This is a genomic window from Micromonospora sp. NPDC023814, from assembly GCF_040639595.1.
Lineage (GTDB): Bacteria > Actinomycetota > Actinomycetes > Mycobacteriales > Micromonosporaceae > Micromonospora.
Window position 1 is genome coordinate 79,949 of sequence record NZ_JBFAAF010000020.1, and the last position, 15,155, is coordinate 95,103.

Here is a 15,155-nt window from a genome sequence, read left to right on the forward strand (position 1 = left end):
GCGCCCCGGAGGCTCCAGGGGACGACTCCTACGGTCACACCCGGCCGAGAGGCACGCGCGCCGGCGGTGCGACGTCCTGCCAACGGCCGACCAGTTCGCGGTACGTGGGGGAGCGGACCAGCAGGTCGTCGTGGGTGCCGACGAGCGGCCGGTCGCCGTCGAACACCAGCACGCGGCGGGCGCGGGTCGCCGAGCTGATCCGGTGCGCGATCACCACCAGCGTGCCGGGGCGGCGGGCGAAGGCCCGCTCGACGGTCGCCTCCAGCGTCGGGTCCAGGTGGCACGTCGCCTCGTCGAGGATCACCAGCGGCGCCCGGGCCAGGTAGGCCCGCACCGCGGCGACGAGCTGCCGTTCCCCGGCGGACAGGACGGCGGGGTCGATCTCGGCGTCGAGCCCCCCGAGTCGGGTCACGAGGGGGCGGGCCCCGAGGGCGTCCACGGCGGCCGCCACGGTCGCGTCGTCCACCTCGGGATGCAGGTAGCGCAGGTTGTCGGCGAGGGTCCCGCTGCGCACGTACGCCTCCTGCGGCACCAGCACCCGCAGTCGGGCCAGCGCCTCGGGCGGGGTGGTGGCGACGGGCGTACCGGCCAGGTGCACCGTGCCGGACTCCGGCGGCACCAGCCCGGCGACCAGGGCGGCCAGCGTGGACTTGCCGGCGCCGCTGGGCCCCACCACCGCCAGGTGCTCGCCGTGGGCCACGGTCAGGGTGAGGTCCGCCAGGACGGGCCGGGCGTGTGGGCCGTACCGGAAGGTCAGCCCGCGCAGCCGGACCGCGGGCGGGGCGGCCGCCGGGCCGGGCACGGCGGGCGGGCGCGGCACCGGCCCGGGAACGACGGGCGGGCGCGGCACCGGCCCGGGCGGCGGGCAGGTGCGCAGGATCCGGTCGAGGGTGACGGCGTAGCGCAGGCCGCCGCCGCCCACGCCCTGCACGACCGCGTGCAGGGCGGGCTGCAGGCCGGTGGTGACGTAGACCAGCGCGCCCAGCACGGCGCCGGTGCTGAGCCCGTGCCGCACCAGCCACGGCGCGGCCAGCAGCAGCACCACCACCGGCAGCCAGCCGCCGAGCCCGAGGCTGAGGCTGCGCAGCGCCGCCATCCGGGCCAGTGTCCGCTCGGCGTCGGCCTGCGCCGAGACCCGCCGGGCGACCCCGGCGACGACCCGGTCCTGCGCGCCGCAGGCGACCACGTCACGGTGCCCGGCCAGCGCGGACGCCGCCGACCGGCCGAGTTCCTCCCCGGCAGCCACCTGGGCCCGCTGGTGCGCCACCATCGCCGGCAGTGCCGCGGCGAACACGGCCAGCCCGACCAGCAACGGCGCGGCCACCGCGCCCGCCAGCGGTGGCGCCAGGGCGAGCAGGCCGAGCAGCGCCGCGCCGGCGGTGAACAGGAACCCGCGGACCACCAGCAGCAGCCCGCCGAAGGTGTCCCGGACGACCTCCACCTGGTGGGTCAGCCGGGCCACGGCGGCGCTGTCCGGTCGGCCGCCGGCCCGGGTCGCGTCGCGCAGCGCCGCGTGCACCACCCTGGCCGCCAGTTCGTCACGGAACGGCTCCACCACGTCGCCGAGGCCGCGGTACACCTGCCCGGTGGCGGACGCGCCGACCAGCACGGCCACGGCGAGCCCGGCCAGCCAGGCCAGGCCGGTGCCGAACTGACCGGCCAGGAAGCCCCGGTCGACCGCGCGGGCCACGAGCAGCCCGCTGAGCAGCGCCGGCAGGGACTCGGCCACCGACCAGGCGGCGAGCCGGCCCAGCGCCCGGCGGCGGGCGCGCAGCGCCCCCCAGGTCGTGCCGCGTACGCCGCTCACGGGGCGTCACCGCCGGGCGCGAAGACCGCCCGGTAGTCCGGGTCGGCCCACAGCCGCCGGTGCGGCGCCACAGCCCGTAGCCGTCCGCCGTCGAGCCAGGCGACCAGGTCGGCCGCCGCCGCCGTCGTCGCGCGGTGGGTCACCACGAGTCGCGTGCGCCCCTGCGCGCCGTCGGTCACCGCCCGGGCGATCCGGTGTTCGGTGGCGGTGTCCAGGCTGGACGTCGCGTCGTCCAGGATCAGCAGCCGCTCGGCGGGGAAGGCCCGGGCCAGCCCCAGCCGCTGCGCCTCGCCCCCGGACAGCGGCGCGTCCACCAGCCGGGTGCGGAACCCGTCGGGCAGCCGGGCGACGACGTCGGCGACCTGCGCCGCCCGCGCCGCGGCCAGCACGGCCGGTGTGGCCGGGGCGCCGCCGGCGGGTGGGCGTGCCGGCCCGTCGGGCAGGGCGAGCCCGATCGCGTCGTGCACCGTCTCGCCGACCAGGGCCGGCCGGTCGAAGGCGTGCCCGACGGCCCGGCGCAGCGCGGCGGGGCGCAACCGGCGCAGCGGCAGCCCGTCGAGCAGCACCTCGCCGGAGTCCGGGTCGTGCAGCCGGCCGGCCACCGCGGCGAGGGTCGACTTGCCGGCGCCGGAGCGTCCGACGACGGCCATCGTGGCGCCGGCCGGCACGGTCAGGTCGACCCCGTCGAGGACCGCCCTGCCGTCCTCGGCGCGGACGCCGACGGCCCGCAGCCGCAGTTCGCCGCGGCCGGGCGGCAGCGGTTCGGTGCCGTCGGGGCGCACCGGGTGGGCCAGCGGCTCGGCGATCCGGCCGGCCGCCGCACGGCTGCGGACCAGCCGGTTGAGGGTGGCCAGCACCGCGCCCAGCCCGGCGCCGAGGGCCGCGTACTGCACCGCGGCGACCAGTTGACCGGGAGTGAGCCAGCCGGCCGCGAGCGCGTACCCGCCGACGGCCACCACGGCCACCTGGAGCAGCGGTCCCACGGCGGCGGTGCGGGCGCTCGCCCGGGCCAGCAGCCGCCAGCCGAGCTGGCCGTACCCGCGCAGTTCCGGCAGGGCCGCCAGCACCCGGTCCCGTTCCCGGTCGGCGGTCGCGGCGGCGGCGATGGTGCGGGCGCCGCCCAGCGCCTCCAGCAGCCGGCCCGCGATGACGCCCAGCACCCGCTGGTACCCGCCGACGGCGGCGGAGGCGTCGGTCACGAACGTGCGCATGAGCACCGCGAGCAGGGCCAGCCCGCCAAGGAGGGTGACGCCGAGCAGCGGCTCGATCAGGGTGAGCGCCACGACGCTGCCGACCGGGGGGAGCAGCGCGACGACGCCCAGCACCACGGCGGTGCCGGCCTGCCCGGCGTCGGCGGCCTGGCCGACGAGCCGACCGACCAGGTCGCCCACCGGGTACCGGCGGACGGTGCGCACGTCGGAGGCGAACAGGTGGCGCAGCAGGCGCCGGCGCAACAGGGCGGTGGCGCGGGCCGCGCCGTACCCGCCGGCGAGGTCGCCGAGGACGTCGGTGACCATGAGGACGGCGACCAGCCCGCAGGCGGCGGCGGGCCACCAGGAGCCGTGACCGCCGACGGCGGCGTCGACGGCGAGCCCGAGCGTCGCCGGAAGCGCGAGTTCGGCGGCCGCGCCGGCGAGCGCGACCGCCCCGAGCAGGACCGTCCAGCCGCCGCCGTCGCGGACCACCCGGCGCAGCAGCCGGTCGGAGCCGGTCAGCGTCCGCATCGGACCTCCCGGAAAGACGTGCGGCCCTGGGCGGGTACGTCTACCCGCCCAGGGCCTCGCGTGGTGACCTAATCAGTTGCAGGTCGTGATGGACAGCGAGCTGTCGCCGCAGAGCAGCAGGCTCGCGTTGCTGCCGCCGCCGGAGCGGTCGGCGGGGGCCATCTCCAGGCCCTGGAGGTCCAGAAGCGCCATGTCGTGTCACCTCCTTCCGTGCTGATCGGTGGGGTCGGTCGCCCTCGCGTCGGCGAGGGAGTCGGGGGCGCCCGCCAGGGGCGCGAGGAACGGCAGGGTCACCGGCGCGTCGTGCCGCGCGGCGGTCAGCGCCAGCAGCACGCCGGCGGTGCCGGTGCCGAGGTCCATGGACAGCCGCAGCAGCTGCTCGCCGGGGAACGCGGTGCCGTCCCGGTACGGCAGGGCGTGCCACGCCAGCCGCCGCACCTGGGCGTCCCGCTCGCGGCGCCGTTCCGGGTCGTCCGGGTACGCCGCGAGGTAGGCGACGATGCCGGCGCGACCGGCGAACAGGCCCGACTGCGCGTAGAACGGGGACCGGGCGGCGCGGCGCACGCCGGCGCTGGCCTCGGCGAACCGCTCGTCGGCGCGGTGCCGCAGGTACTCGTCGAGCACCAGCCCGATGCCGACGCTGCCCTGCCCGAGGTAGGGCATGGTGCGCCAGCCCTCGTTGACCTCCAGCGCGCCGCCGGGGCGGACCACGCAGCGGCGCAGGTCCTGGCGCAGGGCGGTGGCGGCGTGCTCCAGCAGGGCGGGGTCGCCGGTCAGCTCGTGCAGCCGCACCAGCAGCAGCGCCGGGCCGGTCCGGCCGCGCAGCAGCCCGGCGTACGGGTGCCGCCCGCCGCTGACGTCCGGCCCCGGATCGTCGGCGAGCCGGTCGACGACCCGCTCGGCGGCCCGCCAGGCCGCGTCGCGCAGGGCCGTCTCGCCGGTGCGCCCGGCCAGCTCGGCGAGGTTGAGCGCGATCCCGGACAGGCCGCTCGCCAGGCTGTGGTCCAGCCCGTCCGACGGCTGCCGCAGACAGACGTCGAGCACGTCGAGGGCGTCCTGCCGGCGGCCGAGCAGCTCCAGGGCGTACGCGACGCCGTGCAGGCCGTCGTAGAAGCCGCACCGGGTGCCGGAGGCGGGCGCCGTGGCCCGGCGCACGAGCCACCGCTCGTGGTCGGGCCAGCGCCCGGCGCCGCTGACGTGCAGGGCGTACAGGACCCCGGCGGCGCCATGGGCGAGGTTGAGCCCGCCGCTGCGGAACTGCTCGATGTCGCCGGGGAAGAGCCGGTCGTCCCGGTCGGGTGTCGCGCTGGCGAGGATCGCCCGGGCGAGCCGGTCGCGGTGCGCCGGCCCGACGCCGACGGTGAGGTCGGCCGCCGCTCCGTCCCGTTCGTCGGTCGTCGTGCCGGTCCTGCCGGTCCTGCCGGCCGTGCCGGCCGTGGCGGCGGCGGGGGCGCCGATGATCTCCTCCACGGCGGCGTCGAGGAGCTTCCTCGGCACCGGGAAGTGGGCGGCGATCACGTCGGCGAGGTGCGCGGCCTTGGCCGGCGTCAGCCGGACCAGCTGGGTCAGCGGCAGGAACAGCGCCAGTCGCAGGCAGGCCAGGGCGTACCGGTCGACGGCGGGACCGGTGCGGTCCCGGGGCGCGGCGAAGCCCTGGTTGCGCAGGCCCGGCCGGCGGTACCCGTCGATCGGGGCGGCGACCTCGAAGTCCACCAGCGCGATCCGGTCGTCGGGGCGGACCATGACGTTGAACAGGTGCAGGTCGCCGTAGACGAGGCCGCGCTCGTGGATGGCCAGCACGACCTCCTCGACCTGCCGGTGGACGTCCAGCGCCCACCGGGTGTAGTCGGCGCGGTCGGCGTCCGTGGCGTCGGCGTCGATCAGCGGGTACCGGTCGACCAGGACCTTGTTCAGCGCGCGGCCCTCGACGAACTCCAGCGCGAGGAAGCGGTGCTCGCCGAGGGTGAACTCGTCGTGCACCCGGGGCACCTGCGGCAGGTCGGCGAGGCGGCGCAGCGCCTCGCCCTCCCGGGCCAGCCGGGCGACGGCGTCGGTGCCGTCGGCGTCCAGCCCGGCGTGCGGTCGGGCCTCCTTCAGCACCACCTGGGTGTCGCTGCGCAGGTCCCGGCCGACGTAGAGGCCGCCGCCGTTGGAGAAGTGGATGACCTTCTCGATCCGGTACGGCACCTCGTCGGTGCTGGTGGCGTTGCGGGCGGCCAGGTGCGGGCCGAGGAAGTCGGGCAGCGTCACCCAGGACGGCACGTGGAAGACGGGGTCGCGGCGGTCCGGCACGAGGGTGCCGGTGTCGTCCTCGATCGCCGGGACGACCTGGCCGTCGGGGGAGTGGCAGTAGCGGGCCGCGAAGCCGCCGTAGCGCACGTACACCGGCCCGGCGCCGTGGCGCAGGTCGCTGAGGATGTACGGGCCGGGTTCGCCGGCGAGCAGTTCGTCCAGCTCCTTGCAGACCAGCTCCAGCTCCGCGTCGTCACGGGGATAGACGGTGACGAACTTGCCGCTGGCCCCGCGGGAGGCGTACTTGGAGTTGCGCAGCAGCAGGGTGCGTGGGCCGCGGAGGAACTTGAACGACAGCTCCCGCGGGACGCAGTAGTCCCAGACGGTGTCCAGCACCCGCTCGGCGTTGGCCAGGGTCGCCGACACGTGGATCTTCCAGCCCTGCTGGGGCAGCGTGCCGCCCTCCGGGGCGTAGATGAGCCAGTCGTCGAGCGGCTCCGAGCGCCAGCCGTCGGGCACGGGCCGCCGGGCCGCCGCGAAGGTGGGCTGTTCGACCGCGCTGCCGAGCGAGTCGTAGAACAGCCGGTCGGCGGCGCAGTAGTTGTCGTAGCGATCGTCCACCGTGACCACTCCCTCCGCTGTTCGGTCCAGCCCTCGGTCCTGCTGGCTGATCTGAGTCTGTCCGTTCGGGCCATGGCGTATCCAGTGCGATCAGTCATGACGGTGAATGCGTGCCGCACGGCCGGCCGTGACAAATGTCAGGCGCGCCCGGGTGCTGGTCGGTCGCGGCGGCGGGTTGCGGGCGGTGTCGCCGTCGCCGGGGCGGGCGGTGCGGCCGCCCCGGTGGGTGGCGGTACGGTGCTCGCCGTGACCGCAGACGATCACCCCTCCGCCGCCGGCGGATCCGTCGCCGTGCTGGCCAACCCGACCGCCGGCCGGGGGCGGCACCAGGGGCTGCTGCCGCAGGTCCTGCACCGGCTCGCGGCCGCCGGCCGGCCGGTGCGCCTGCTGCACGCGCACACCGCCGACGAGGCCGAGTCGGCCTGCCACGCGGCGGTCGGCGACGGCGCGTCCGCTCTGGTCGCGGTGGGCGGCGACGGCACGGTGCACCGCGCGTTGCAGGCGGTCGCCGGCACGGCGGTGCCGTTCGGTCCGGTGCCGGCCGGCACCGGCAACGACTTCGCGGTCGACACCGGCTTCCCGGCCGACCCGCTCGCCGCCGTCGACGTGATCGCGGCGGCGCTGCGCGACGGCCGCACCTACCCGGTCGACCTGGCGCGGCTGACGGGAGCCGACGGCGTGCGCCGCTGGTACGGCGCGGTGCTCGCGGCCGGCTTCGACGCGATCGTCAACGAGCGCGCCAACCGGATGCGCCGGCCGCGCGGGCCGCGCCGCTACGACCTGGCGATCCTGGTGGAGTTGGCCCGGTTGCGCCCGCGCCGCTACACGCTGCGGCTCGACGGGGTGGCGCACGAGGTGGACGCCGTGCTGGTGGCGGTGGGCAACTGCGCCAGCTACGGCGGCGGCATGCGGATCTGCCCCGACGCGGACCCCGCCGACGGGCTGCTCGACGTGGTGGTGGGCGGCCGGTTCGACCGGCGCACCCTGATGCGGGTCAAGCCGCGCATCTACCGGGGCACCCACGTGGCGCACCCGCTGGTGCGCAGCTACCGCGCCCGCACGGTCGAGTTGAGCGCCGAGGGCATCACCACGTACGCCGACGGCGAGCGGGCACTGGACCTCCCGGTGACCGTGACCGCCGTCCCGGCCGCCGTCCACCTGCTCCGCTGACCCACCCCGCCACCCGTCCGTTCCCGCCCCGCTCCCGCATCCGCACTGTCAGGGGGTGGGGGTGGTGCGGACGATGCGGTCCAGCCACTCCGCGAGCAGGGCGCGTTCGGCCGGGGAGAGGTCGGTGGCCAGCCCGTCGAGGGCGGCGCGCAGCGCCACCGCGTGCCGGACCGGGTTGCCGGCCCGGGAGGTCGCCCGGGCGGCGGGAGAGTCGGTGACCAGCGCGGCGAGCACCGCCTCCCGCGTCCGGGTCGACAGGGCGGGGTCGCGCCGCGGCGGCGGGGTGCGGATCAGGGCGAGGGTCACCCCGCAGGCGGCGGCGTGCAGCATTTCGGTGGCCTCGTCGACGCCTGCGCGTAGCCGGCCCGCCTCGGCCACCCGGTGCACGAGCTGGCGCAGGATGTCGGCCGCGACCCGGGCCGCGGTCGGGGTCTCGCCGGGACGCGGGTCGCCGTACATCAGGGCGTGGCAGGCCGGGTTGGCCAGGCCGAAGCCGACGTGCAGCTCCCAGCCCCGGCGCAGGTCGTCGACCGGGTCGCCGGCGAGGTCCCGGGACGACTCGGCGTGCAGGTACGCGGCGAACCCGTAGCTGGCCGCCGCGTCCAGCAGGCCGCGCATGTCGCCGAACTGCCGGTAGATGGTCGGCGCCTGCACCCCGGCCGCCCGGCTCACCGCACGGGTCGAGACCGCCTCCCGGCCGCCCTCGGCGAGCAGGGCGGCGGCGGCCCGGACGATCCGGTCCCGGGGCGACATCTCAGTGATCATGGCAACGACGATAACGCCCTCGCGTTAGCGATGGTGGTTAACGCTGCTGTCGACTTGCCGTTAGCGGTGCTGGTCGACGCCGGCCACGTCCAGCACGGTGCCCAGGCCGTTGGCGCGCCCCGCCTCGGCGGCCGGCAGCACCAGCACCCCGCACCCGGCCGCGACGGCTCCCGCGTCGGCCGGCGTGTCGCCCACCATCAGCGCGCGCTCCGGGTCGACGCCGAGCATCCCGCAGGCGCGCAGGAAGATCCCCGGGTCCGGCTTGCAGCGCCCGACCTCGTACGACAGGGCGAAGGCGTCGACCAGGTCGGCCAGCCCCCACGCCGCGAACATCGGCCGGATGTCGAAGCCGATGTTGCTGACCACGGCCACCGGCACGCCGGCGGCGCGCAGGGCGGCCAGGGTCGGCGCGGTGTCCGGGTACGGCACCCAGCCGTCGGGGACCAGCACCCGCTCGTAGAGCGCCTCGGCGAAGCCCTCGATGCCCGCGTCGACCGTCTCCGCGAGCCCCGTGTAGGCGCCGCGGTGGGCGTGCGGGTAGAGATCCCGATCGGCCCACAGCTCGGCCAGCCGGGGCGGCACCCGGGCCGGCAGGGGGCCGCCCGCCCGGCCCGCCGTCAACAGCCGGTCGGCCAGCGCGGTGGCCCGCATCCGCTCCAGCGTCACGCCGCAGGAGGCCGCGGCGGCGAGCACCCACTCGCGGGGCTCCTCCACCTGGGCCAGCGTGCCGTGGAAGTCGAACAGAACCGCCTCCACGGGGCGGCGGGACGGGCCCGGGACGACGGCGTCGTCGGCCCCGGGTGAGGCGTGGGGCGGTTCGGCATGGTCCGGCACGCCGTGCACCCTACCGACCGCCCCCGACCCCGCTGTCGGTTGGCCTTGTCACGTGGCCGCCGCCGGCACGCATTAATCTTGAGGACATGTCGAGCCCCGCCGAGCGGTACGCCGCGGCGCGCCGCCGGGCCGCGCAGGCCTCCCAGTTCCCGGCGCTGGACGAGTTCGCCCTCGATCTGGGGTTCGATCTCGACGACTTCCAGCGGGAGGCGTGCCAGGCACTGGAACGGGGCAGCGGCGTGCTCGTCTGCGCCCCCACCGGCGCTGGCAAGACGGTGGTCGGCGAGTTCGCCGTACACCTGGCGCTGCGCGGCGCGCCGGCGCGCGAGGCCGGCGGCCCCGGCGGCGCGGGCGACGAGGTGGTGCCCGCGGCCGGCGGCGAGGCCGCCCCGGCCCCGGCCGCGCCCCGGCGGCGCAAGTGCTTCTACACCACCCCGATCAAGGCGCTGTCGAACCAGAAGTACCACGACCTGGTCGACCGCTACGGCGCCGAGCAGGTCGGGCTGCTCACCGGCGACAACGCCATCAACGGCGACGCCCCGGTGGTGGTGATGACCACCGAGGTGCTGCGCAACATGCTCTACGCCGGCTCGGCCACCCTCGAGGGCCTGGCGTACGTGGTGATGGACGAGGTGCACTACCTCGCCGACCGGTTCCGCGGCGGGGTCTGGGAAGAGGTGATCATCCACCTGCCCGCCTCCGTCACCCTGGTCTCCCTCTCGGCCACCGTGTCCAACGCCGAGGAGTTCGCCGACTGGCTGGTCACCGTGCGCGGCGAGACCGCCGTGGTGGTCAGCGAGCACCGTCCGGTGCCGCTGTGGCAGCACATGCTGGTCGGCAAGCGGATGTTCGACCTGTTCCACGACGCCGACGCCGCCCGCAAGCACGACGTGCACCCCGAGCTGCTGCGCTACACCCGCGACACCATGCGCCGGCTGGAGCTGGGCGAGGGTCGCAGCGCCGGCCCGGGCGGCGGGCGGCGCGGGCCCCGCTGGCGCGGCCCGATGCGCCCCGACATCGTCGACCGGCTGGACCGGGAGGGGCTGCTGCCGGCGATCCTGTTCATCTTCAGCCGCGCCGGCTGCGCCGCCGCCGTGCAGCAGTGCCTCGCCGCCGGGCTGCGGCTCACCTCGCCCGAGGAGCGGGCGGAGATCCGCCGGGTCGTCGAGTCCCGGGTCACCGCGATCCCCGGCGAGGACCTGTCGGTGCTCGGCTACTGGGAGTGGCTCGACGGCCTCGAACGCGGCCTGGCCGCCCACCACGCCGGCATGCTGCCGGTGTTCAAGGAGGTCGTCGAGGAGCTGTTCGTCCGGGGCCTGGTGAAGGCGGTCTTCGCCACCGAGACCCTCGCCCTGGGCATCAACATGCCGGCCCGCTGCGTGGTGCTGGAGCGCCTGGTCAAGTACAACGGCGAGGCGCACGTCGACCTGACGCCGGGGGAGTACACCCAGCTCACCGGCCGCGCCGGCCGGCGCGGCATCGACGTCGAGGGGCACGCCGTCGTCGTCTGGTCCCCGGAGACCGACCCCCGGCACGTCGCCGGCCTCGCCTCCACCCGCACCTACCCGCTGCGGTCCAGCTTCCGGCCGTCGTACAACATGGCGGTCAACCTGGTCGGCACGGTGGGCGCCGAGCCGGCCCGGGCGCTGCTGGAGTCCTCCTTCGCGCAGTTCCAGGCGGACCGCTCGGTGGTCGGCCTGGCCCGCCAGGTGCAGCGCAACACCGAAACCATCGAGGCGTACGGCGTGGAGGCGGCCTGCCACCACGGCGACTTCGACGAGTACTTCGCGCTGCGGGTCGCCATCGCCGACCGGGAACGGGCCATCGCCCGGCAGGGGCAGAGCCAGCGCAAGGCCGCCGCGGTGGCCTCGCTGGAGCGGCTGCGCGTCGGCGACGTGATCCGGGTGCCGTCGGGCCGGCGGGCCGGCCTGGCGGTCGTGCTCGACCCGGCCACCGGCGGCTTCGGTGAGCCCCGGCCGCTGGTGCTCACCCAGGACCGCTGGGCCGGCCGCGTCAGTCCCGGCGACTTCACCACCCCCGCCGAGGTGCTGGCGCGGATCCGGGTGCCGAAGCACTTCAACCACCGGTCGCCGGCCGCCCGACGCGACCTGGCCGCCGAGGTCAGCGGCACCGGGCTGGACCGGCACGGCGGGCGCCGGGGCGGCCGCTCCCGCCAGGCCGTCGGCGAGGACCACCGGCTCAGCCAGCTCCGCGGCGAGCTGCGTCGCCACCCCTGTCACGCCTGCCCCGACCGGGAGGAGCACGCCCGCTGGGCGGAACGGCGCCGCCGCCTGGAGAAGGACACGGAGGAACTGCGGCAGCGGGTGGCCGGCCGGACCGGTTCGCTGGCCCGTACGTTCGACCGGATCGTCGCGCTGCTCACCGCCCGCGGCTACCTCGCGCCCGACGGCACGGTGACCGACGCCGGCCGGATGCTCGGCCGGATCTGGACGGAGGCGGATCTGCTGGTCGCCGAGTGCCTGCGCCGGGGGGTCTGGGACGGGCTCTCCCCGGCCGAGCTCGCCGCCGCCGTGTCGGTGGTGGTCTTCGAGGCCCGCCGCGACGTCGACGAGCGGGCGTCGCTGCCGCGCGGCCCCGTATCCGAGGCGGTCGACGAGACGCTCAAGCTGTGGAGCGAGATCGAGGCGGACGAGGCGGCCCGTGGCCTAGCGGTCACCCGCGAGCCGGACCTGGGCTTCGCCTGGCCGGTCTACCGCTGGGCCCGGGGCGAGGCCCTGGCGAAGGTGCTCGCGAGCGGCCACGAGATCGACGGCGAGATGCCGGCCGGCGACTTCGTCCGGTGGGCCCGGCAGGTGGTCGACCTGCTCGGTCAGCTCGCCGACTCCGGCGGTGCCTCGTCGGAGCTGAGGTCCACCGCCAGGCAGGCGATCGCCGCGGTCAACCGGGGCGTGCTGGCCTACCACGCCCCGGCCTGACCGGCACTCTCCGTGGCGGCGCGTCGGATCGACGACGTGAAGGTCTGGCAGCGGGCGCTCGTGCCCGCCGAGATCCGGGCGTTGGCCGACACACCGGTGATCGAGGAGGCGTACCTCCCCCCTGGACGAGCGGCCCGGCACCCGCGTCGGTGACGCCTCCGGCAACTACCGGGACGCCACCGCGACGGGCGGGATCTCGTGGCCGCCGGGCCCGGTCGGCGACCATGCGTCCCCGGCGGACGGTGCCGCGCCGATCACGGCCCAGGCCGACGCCGACTTGGCGCAGTCGGCCTTCGTCAACGAATCCGACGGTTGGTGGAGATGGTGAGCCGCGTGGTTCTTTTTCTCGAAGCCGTACCGGCAGACCGCACGTACCGCGTCCGGGTCAAATCCGCGTCCGGCATAACCGGGGCAGCGCCCCGTATGCTGGCCATAACCGGGGCGACGCACCGCTTGTGGTGTTCGTCGCTCATCGGACCGGATCCGCCAGCCACGAGGAGACCATGTGACCACAGGCGACGAGGCGAGCGAAACGCGACCTCTTCGGTACTCCATCAACGTCACATTGGACGGGTGCTGCGATCATCTTGCAATTCCCCCTGACGAAGACTTGCATCGTCACCACACCGAGAACCTCAACCGGGCCGATGCACTTCTTTTTGGTCGGGTGATGTACGAAATGATGGAGGCAGCGTGGCGGCCGCCGGCGCCGACGGGGTCGAGACCTGATTGGATGGAACCCTTCGCCCAGACGATCAACGCGGCAAAGAAGTACGTCGTGTCAAGCACCCTGGAGCGGGTCGATTGGAATGCGGAGCTCGTGCGCGGGGACCTGGGCAAGGCCGTTCAGCAGCTCAAGCAGGAGTCGGGTAAGGGACTCTTCGTGTCAGGCGTGCAGCTCCCGCTGGCGTTGGCGGAACTGGGACTGATCGATGAGTACGAGTTCGTGGTGCAGCCCCGGATAGCGGGCCACGGGCCGACATTGTTCGCGGGTCTGTCGAAGTATGTCGACTTGAAGCTCGTGAGCCGGCTGGAGTTCGCCTCGGGGGCGGTGGTGATGCGGTACGAGCCGAGAAGGTGACCATCGGGCTCGTTAGCCCGAGCCGCGCTGCGGCCGGCTGCGCCGCGCGACGGGCGTGCTCGGGCAGGTCCTCATCCCAGATGCGGCCGCCAACCGGCCGATCGACACCGGTGCCCCCGCCGACAGGGCCAGCACCACCAGCAAGCTGCGCAGCCGGGGCGACGTCAGGGTGACAGCCCGCCCGCCCACCGATGCCTCGAGCGGCCCCAACACGCGAACCGCCAGCCCGGTGCCGCCGATCACCTCCACGTCGGACATCGCTCACCTTGCCATGGCGGCGACGATCAGGGCCGCGCCCACCACGAGGTCGACCACGGCGCAGAACTCCGACCACGGCCGGCTCACCACCTTGCCGGCTGTGAAGTGGTACGCATCCCAGACCCCGTGCGTCAGGAAACCGATACCGGCCAGCACGGCCCCCAGCCGCGGCTGAACTGCTGCGCACAGCAACGTGAGCACACCGAAGCCCACCGCGCCGCCAGTCTGGATCGAAAACGTGCCGACATCGGTGAACCGACGGCGGGCCACCGCCCACAACCACAGAGGCACCAGGACGAACGCCATCCCCGTCGCCGGATCGAGCGGGAGCAGTCGCGAGTGCCGCAGGACGTGCAGCGCCGACACGACCGCGCTCAGCACGACGAATGCCGGCCACGCCGTCCACGGACGACCGACCGCGTACGCCATCAGATAGATTCCCGCCATCGTGGCGATGGCCGGGCCGAACAGCTCGGCCTCGCGTCCCACGAGCGCAATCACGGTGATCGCGCCTGAGCTGACAACGATCGCCAACGCGGTCGGCCAACGATCGGTGAGCCTCGCCCCACGCGGCACCAGCCTCTCAGTCATGGCACCGATCGTCGGGGCCGTACCAGGGCCGGTCAGCAGCCGCGGTGGATCGGGTCCGGATTCCTGTGAAGCGATGCCGATATCGTGGGCTCAACTGTTCCGGACGACTGGCGGCTTCGCCGGTACTGCGACGGCGGAACGGCATACCGACCGCGGAACGCCTGCCGCAACGATTCGGTCGAGCCGAAGCCGCACCGCCGGGCTACTGCGGCCAGCGGCAGAGCGGTCGACGTCAGTAGGTGCGCCGCCGCCTCGGTCCGCGCCCGGCGTACGTACTGCGCGGGGGTCTCGTGCACGTAGGCGAGAAACAACCGGGACAGGTGGCGTTCGCTGACCCCGGCGAGCCGTGCCAGTCTGCCGGTGCTGAGGTCGTCGCCGAGGTGGCTCAGGATGTGGTTGGTCGTCCGGCGGACCACGAGATCGTCGGTGGCGTGAGGGGTCAGGAACATGCTCCGCTGTGTCTGGCCGCCCGGGCGCTGCAGATACGCGACCGTGCCCAGCGCGACGCCGCGCGCCAGTGCCACCCCGTGATCTTCCTCGATGAACGCCAGGGTCAGATCCAGGGCACTCGTGACTCCGCCGGAGGTCGCGATACGGCCATCCCGGATGTAGATCGGATCCGGATCGACCTGTACGTCGGGATAGCGGTGCGCGAGCTGGTCGGCGTACATCCAGTGGGTGGTGGCGCGCCGGTTGTTGAGCAAACCGGCCTCCGCCAGCACTGTGGACCCGGTGCAGACCGCCGCGACCCGGCGAGCGAGGGCGGCCAAGCGTCGCACGTGTCCGACCAGGGAGGTGCTTCCGGCAGCCCGTTCGTGGCCGAGGCCACCGGAGACCAGCAGGGTGTCCAGCGGGGCGTTGAATCGCTCCACGGCGACATGGGCATCCACCCGCAGCCCGGAGTCGCACGTGATCGGACGGCTGCCGGGTGTGGCGAGCAGGGGCCGGTAGGGTGGGTTGGCCCCGATGCGGTTGGCGAGGTGGAGGCTGGACGTCACGCAGGCGACGTCCAGCAACTCAGCGCCGTCGTAGCCGACGACGACGACCACCCGTTCCTGCATGATCAAGCTCCAGCGTCAAGCGCGCCTCACCACCTTGCCACGGTGGCCGCGCCAGGGCCAGGTCCCTCCTGGAGG

13 protein-coding genes are annotated in these 15,155 nt (G+C 75.2%); 4 read left to right on the forward strand and 9 right to left on the reverse strand.

The window, feature by feature from the left end; genetic code table 11:
- Positions 1-34 precede the first annotated feature (34 nt).
- The 4 genes from AB0G14_RS13740 to lanKC all read right to left on the reverse strand — a co-directional run bounded on the left by AB0G14_RS13740 (position 35) and on the right by lanKC (position 6,384).
- Positions 35-1,807: an ABC transporter ATP-binding protein gene (locus AB0G14_RS13740; RefSeq protein ID WP_357697052.1), complete on the reverse strand. Its 1,773-nt coding sequence runs from the start codon at positions 1,805-1,807 to the stop codon at positions 35-37.
- Positions 1,804-3,531 (reverse strand): ABC transporter ATP-binding protein, encoded by a 1,728-nt coding sequence (locus AB0G14_RS13745; protein WP_357697054.1) that lies wholly within the window; start codon positions 3,529-3,531, stop codon positions 1,804-1,806. The genes AB0G14_RS13740 and AB0G14_RS13745 overlap by 4 nt, the downstream gene beginning before the upstream one ends.
- Before the next feature lie 72 nt (positions 3,532-3,603).
- Entirely contained in the window at positions 3,604-3,723 is a 120-nt protein-coding gene (locus tag AB0G14_RS13750; RefSeq protein WP_357697056.1) for a SapB/AmfS family lanthipeptide, read from the reverse strand.
- Between the two features lie 6 nt (positions 3,724-3,729).
- Positions 3,730-6,384 (reverse strand): class III lanthionine synthetase LanKC, encoded by a 2,655-nt coding sequence (gene lanKC / locus AB0G14_RS13755; RefSeq protein WP_357697058.1) that lies wholly within the window; start codon positions 6,382-6,384, stop codon positions 3,730-3,732.
- 237 nt (positions 6,385-6,621) lie between these two features.
- Here lanKC and AB0G14_RS13760 point away from each other — a divergent pair, with 237 nt between their 5' ends.
- A complete protein-coding gene (locus AB0G14_RS13760; RefSeq protein WP_357697114.1) occupies positions 6,622-7,554 on the forward strand; it encodes a diacylglycerol kinase in 933 nt (310 codons plus the stop codon).
- Between the two features lie 48 nt (positions 7,555-7,602).
- Here the strand turns inward: AB0G14_RS13760 and AB0G14_RS13765 are convergent, their stop codons facing one another.
- Both AB0G14_RS13765 and AB0G14_RS13770 read right to left on the reverse strand, forming a co-directional pair.
- Positions 7,603-8,319, reverse strand: coding sequence for a TetR/AcrR family transcriptional regulator (locus tag AB0G14_RS13765; RefSeq protein WP_357697060.1), 717 nt, complete (start codon positions 8,317-8,319; stop codon positions 7,603-7,605).
- Between the two features lie 60 nt (positions 8,320-8,379).
- Entirely contained in the window at positions 8,380-9,153 is a 774-nt protein-coding gene (locus tag AB0G14_RS13770) for an HAD-IA family hydrolase (protein ID WP_357456883.1), read from the reverse strand.
- Between the two features lie 86 nt (positions 9,154-9,239).
- Between AB0G14_RS13770 and AB0G14_RS13775 the strand changes: the two genes are divergently transcribed.
- The 3 genes from AB0G14_RS13775 to AB0G14_RS13785 all read left to right on the forward strand — a co-directional run bounded on the left by AB0G14_RS13775 (position 9,240) and on the right by AB0G14_RS13785 (position 13,170).
- On the forward strand, positions 9,240-12,089 hold the full coding sequence (locus AB0G14_RS13775) for a DEAD/DEAH box helicase (RefSeq protein ID WP_357697064.1): 2,850 nt from the start codon (positions 9,240-9,242) through the stop codon (positions 12,087-12,089).
- Between the two features lie 12 nt (positions 12,090-12,101).
- The gene (locus AB0G14_RS13780) at positions 12,102-12,242 is read left to right on the forward strand and encodes a hypothetical protein (protein ID WP_357697066.1); all 141 of its coding nucleotides are present in this window, start codon (positions 12,102-12,104) and stop codon (positions 12,240-12,242) included.
- 352 nt (positions 12,243-12,594) lie between these two features.
- Positions 12,595-13,170 carry a dihydrofolate reductase family protein gene (locus AB0G14_RS13785; RefSeq protein WP_357697068.1) on the forward strand — a complete coding sequence of 192 codons (576 nt, stop codon included), beginning with the start codon at positions 12,595-12,597 and terminating at the stop codon, positions 13,168-13,170.
- 12 nt (positions 13,171-13,182) lie between these two features.
- On the opposite strand, the gene AB0G14_RS13790 is transcribed toward AB0G14_RS13785, so the two are convergent.
- From AB0G14_RS13790 to AB0G14_RS13800, 3 genes are read right to left on the reverse strand one after another with little or no spacing between them, the layout of a single operon-like run.
- Complete coding sequence (locus AB0G14_RS13790) at positions 13,183-13,428, reverse strand: hypothetical protein (RefSeq protein ID WP_357697071.1); 246 nt, start codon at positions 13,426-13,428, stop codon at positions 13,183-13,185.
- A 3-nt stretch (positions 13,429-13,431) separates the two neighbouring features.
- Entirely contained in the window at positions 13,432-14,019 is a 588-nt protein-coding gene (locus tag AB0G14_RS13795; protein WP_357697074.1) for a hypothetical protein, read from the reverse strand.
- A 32-nt stretch (positions 14,020-14,051) separates the two neighbouring features.
- On the reverse strand, positions 14,052-15,080 hold the full coding sequence (locus AB0G14_RS13800) for a helix-turn-helix domain-containing protein (RefSeq protein WP_357697076.1): 1,029 nt from the start codon (positions 15,078-15,080) through the stop codon (positions 14,052-14,054).
- Positions 15,081-15,155: the final 75 nt, after the last annotated feature.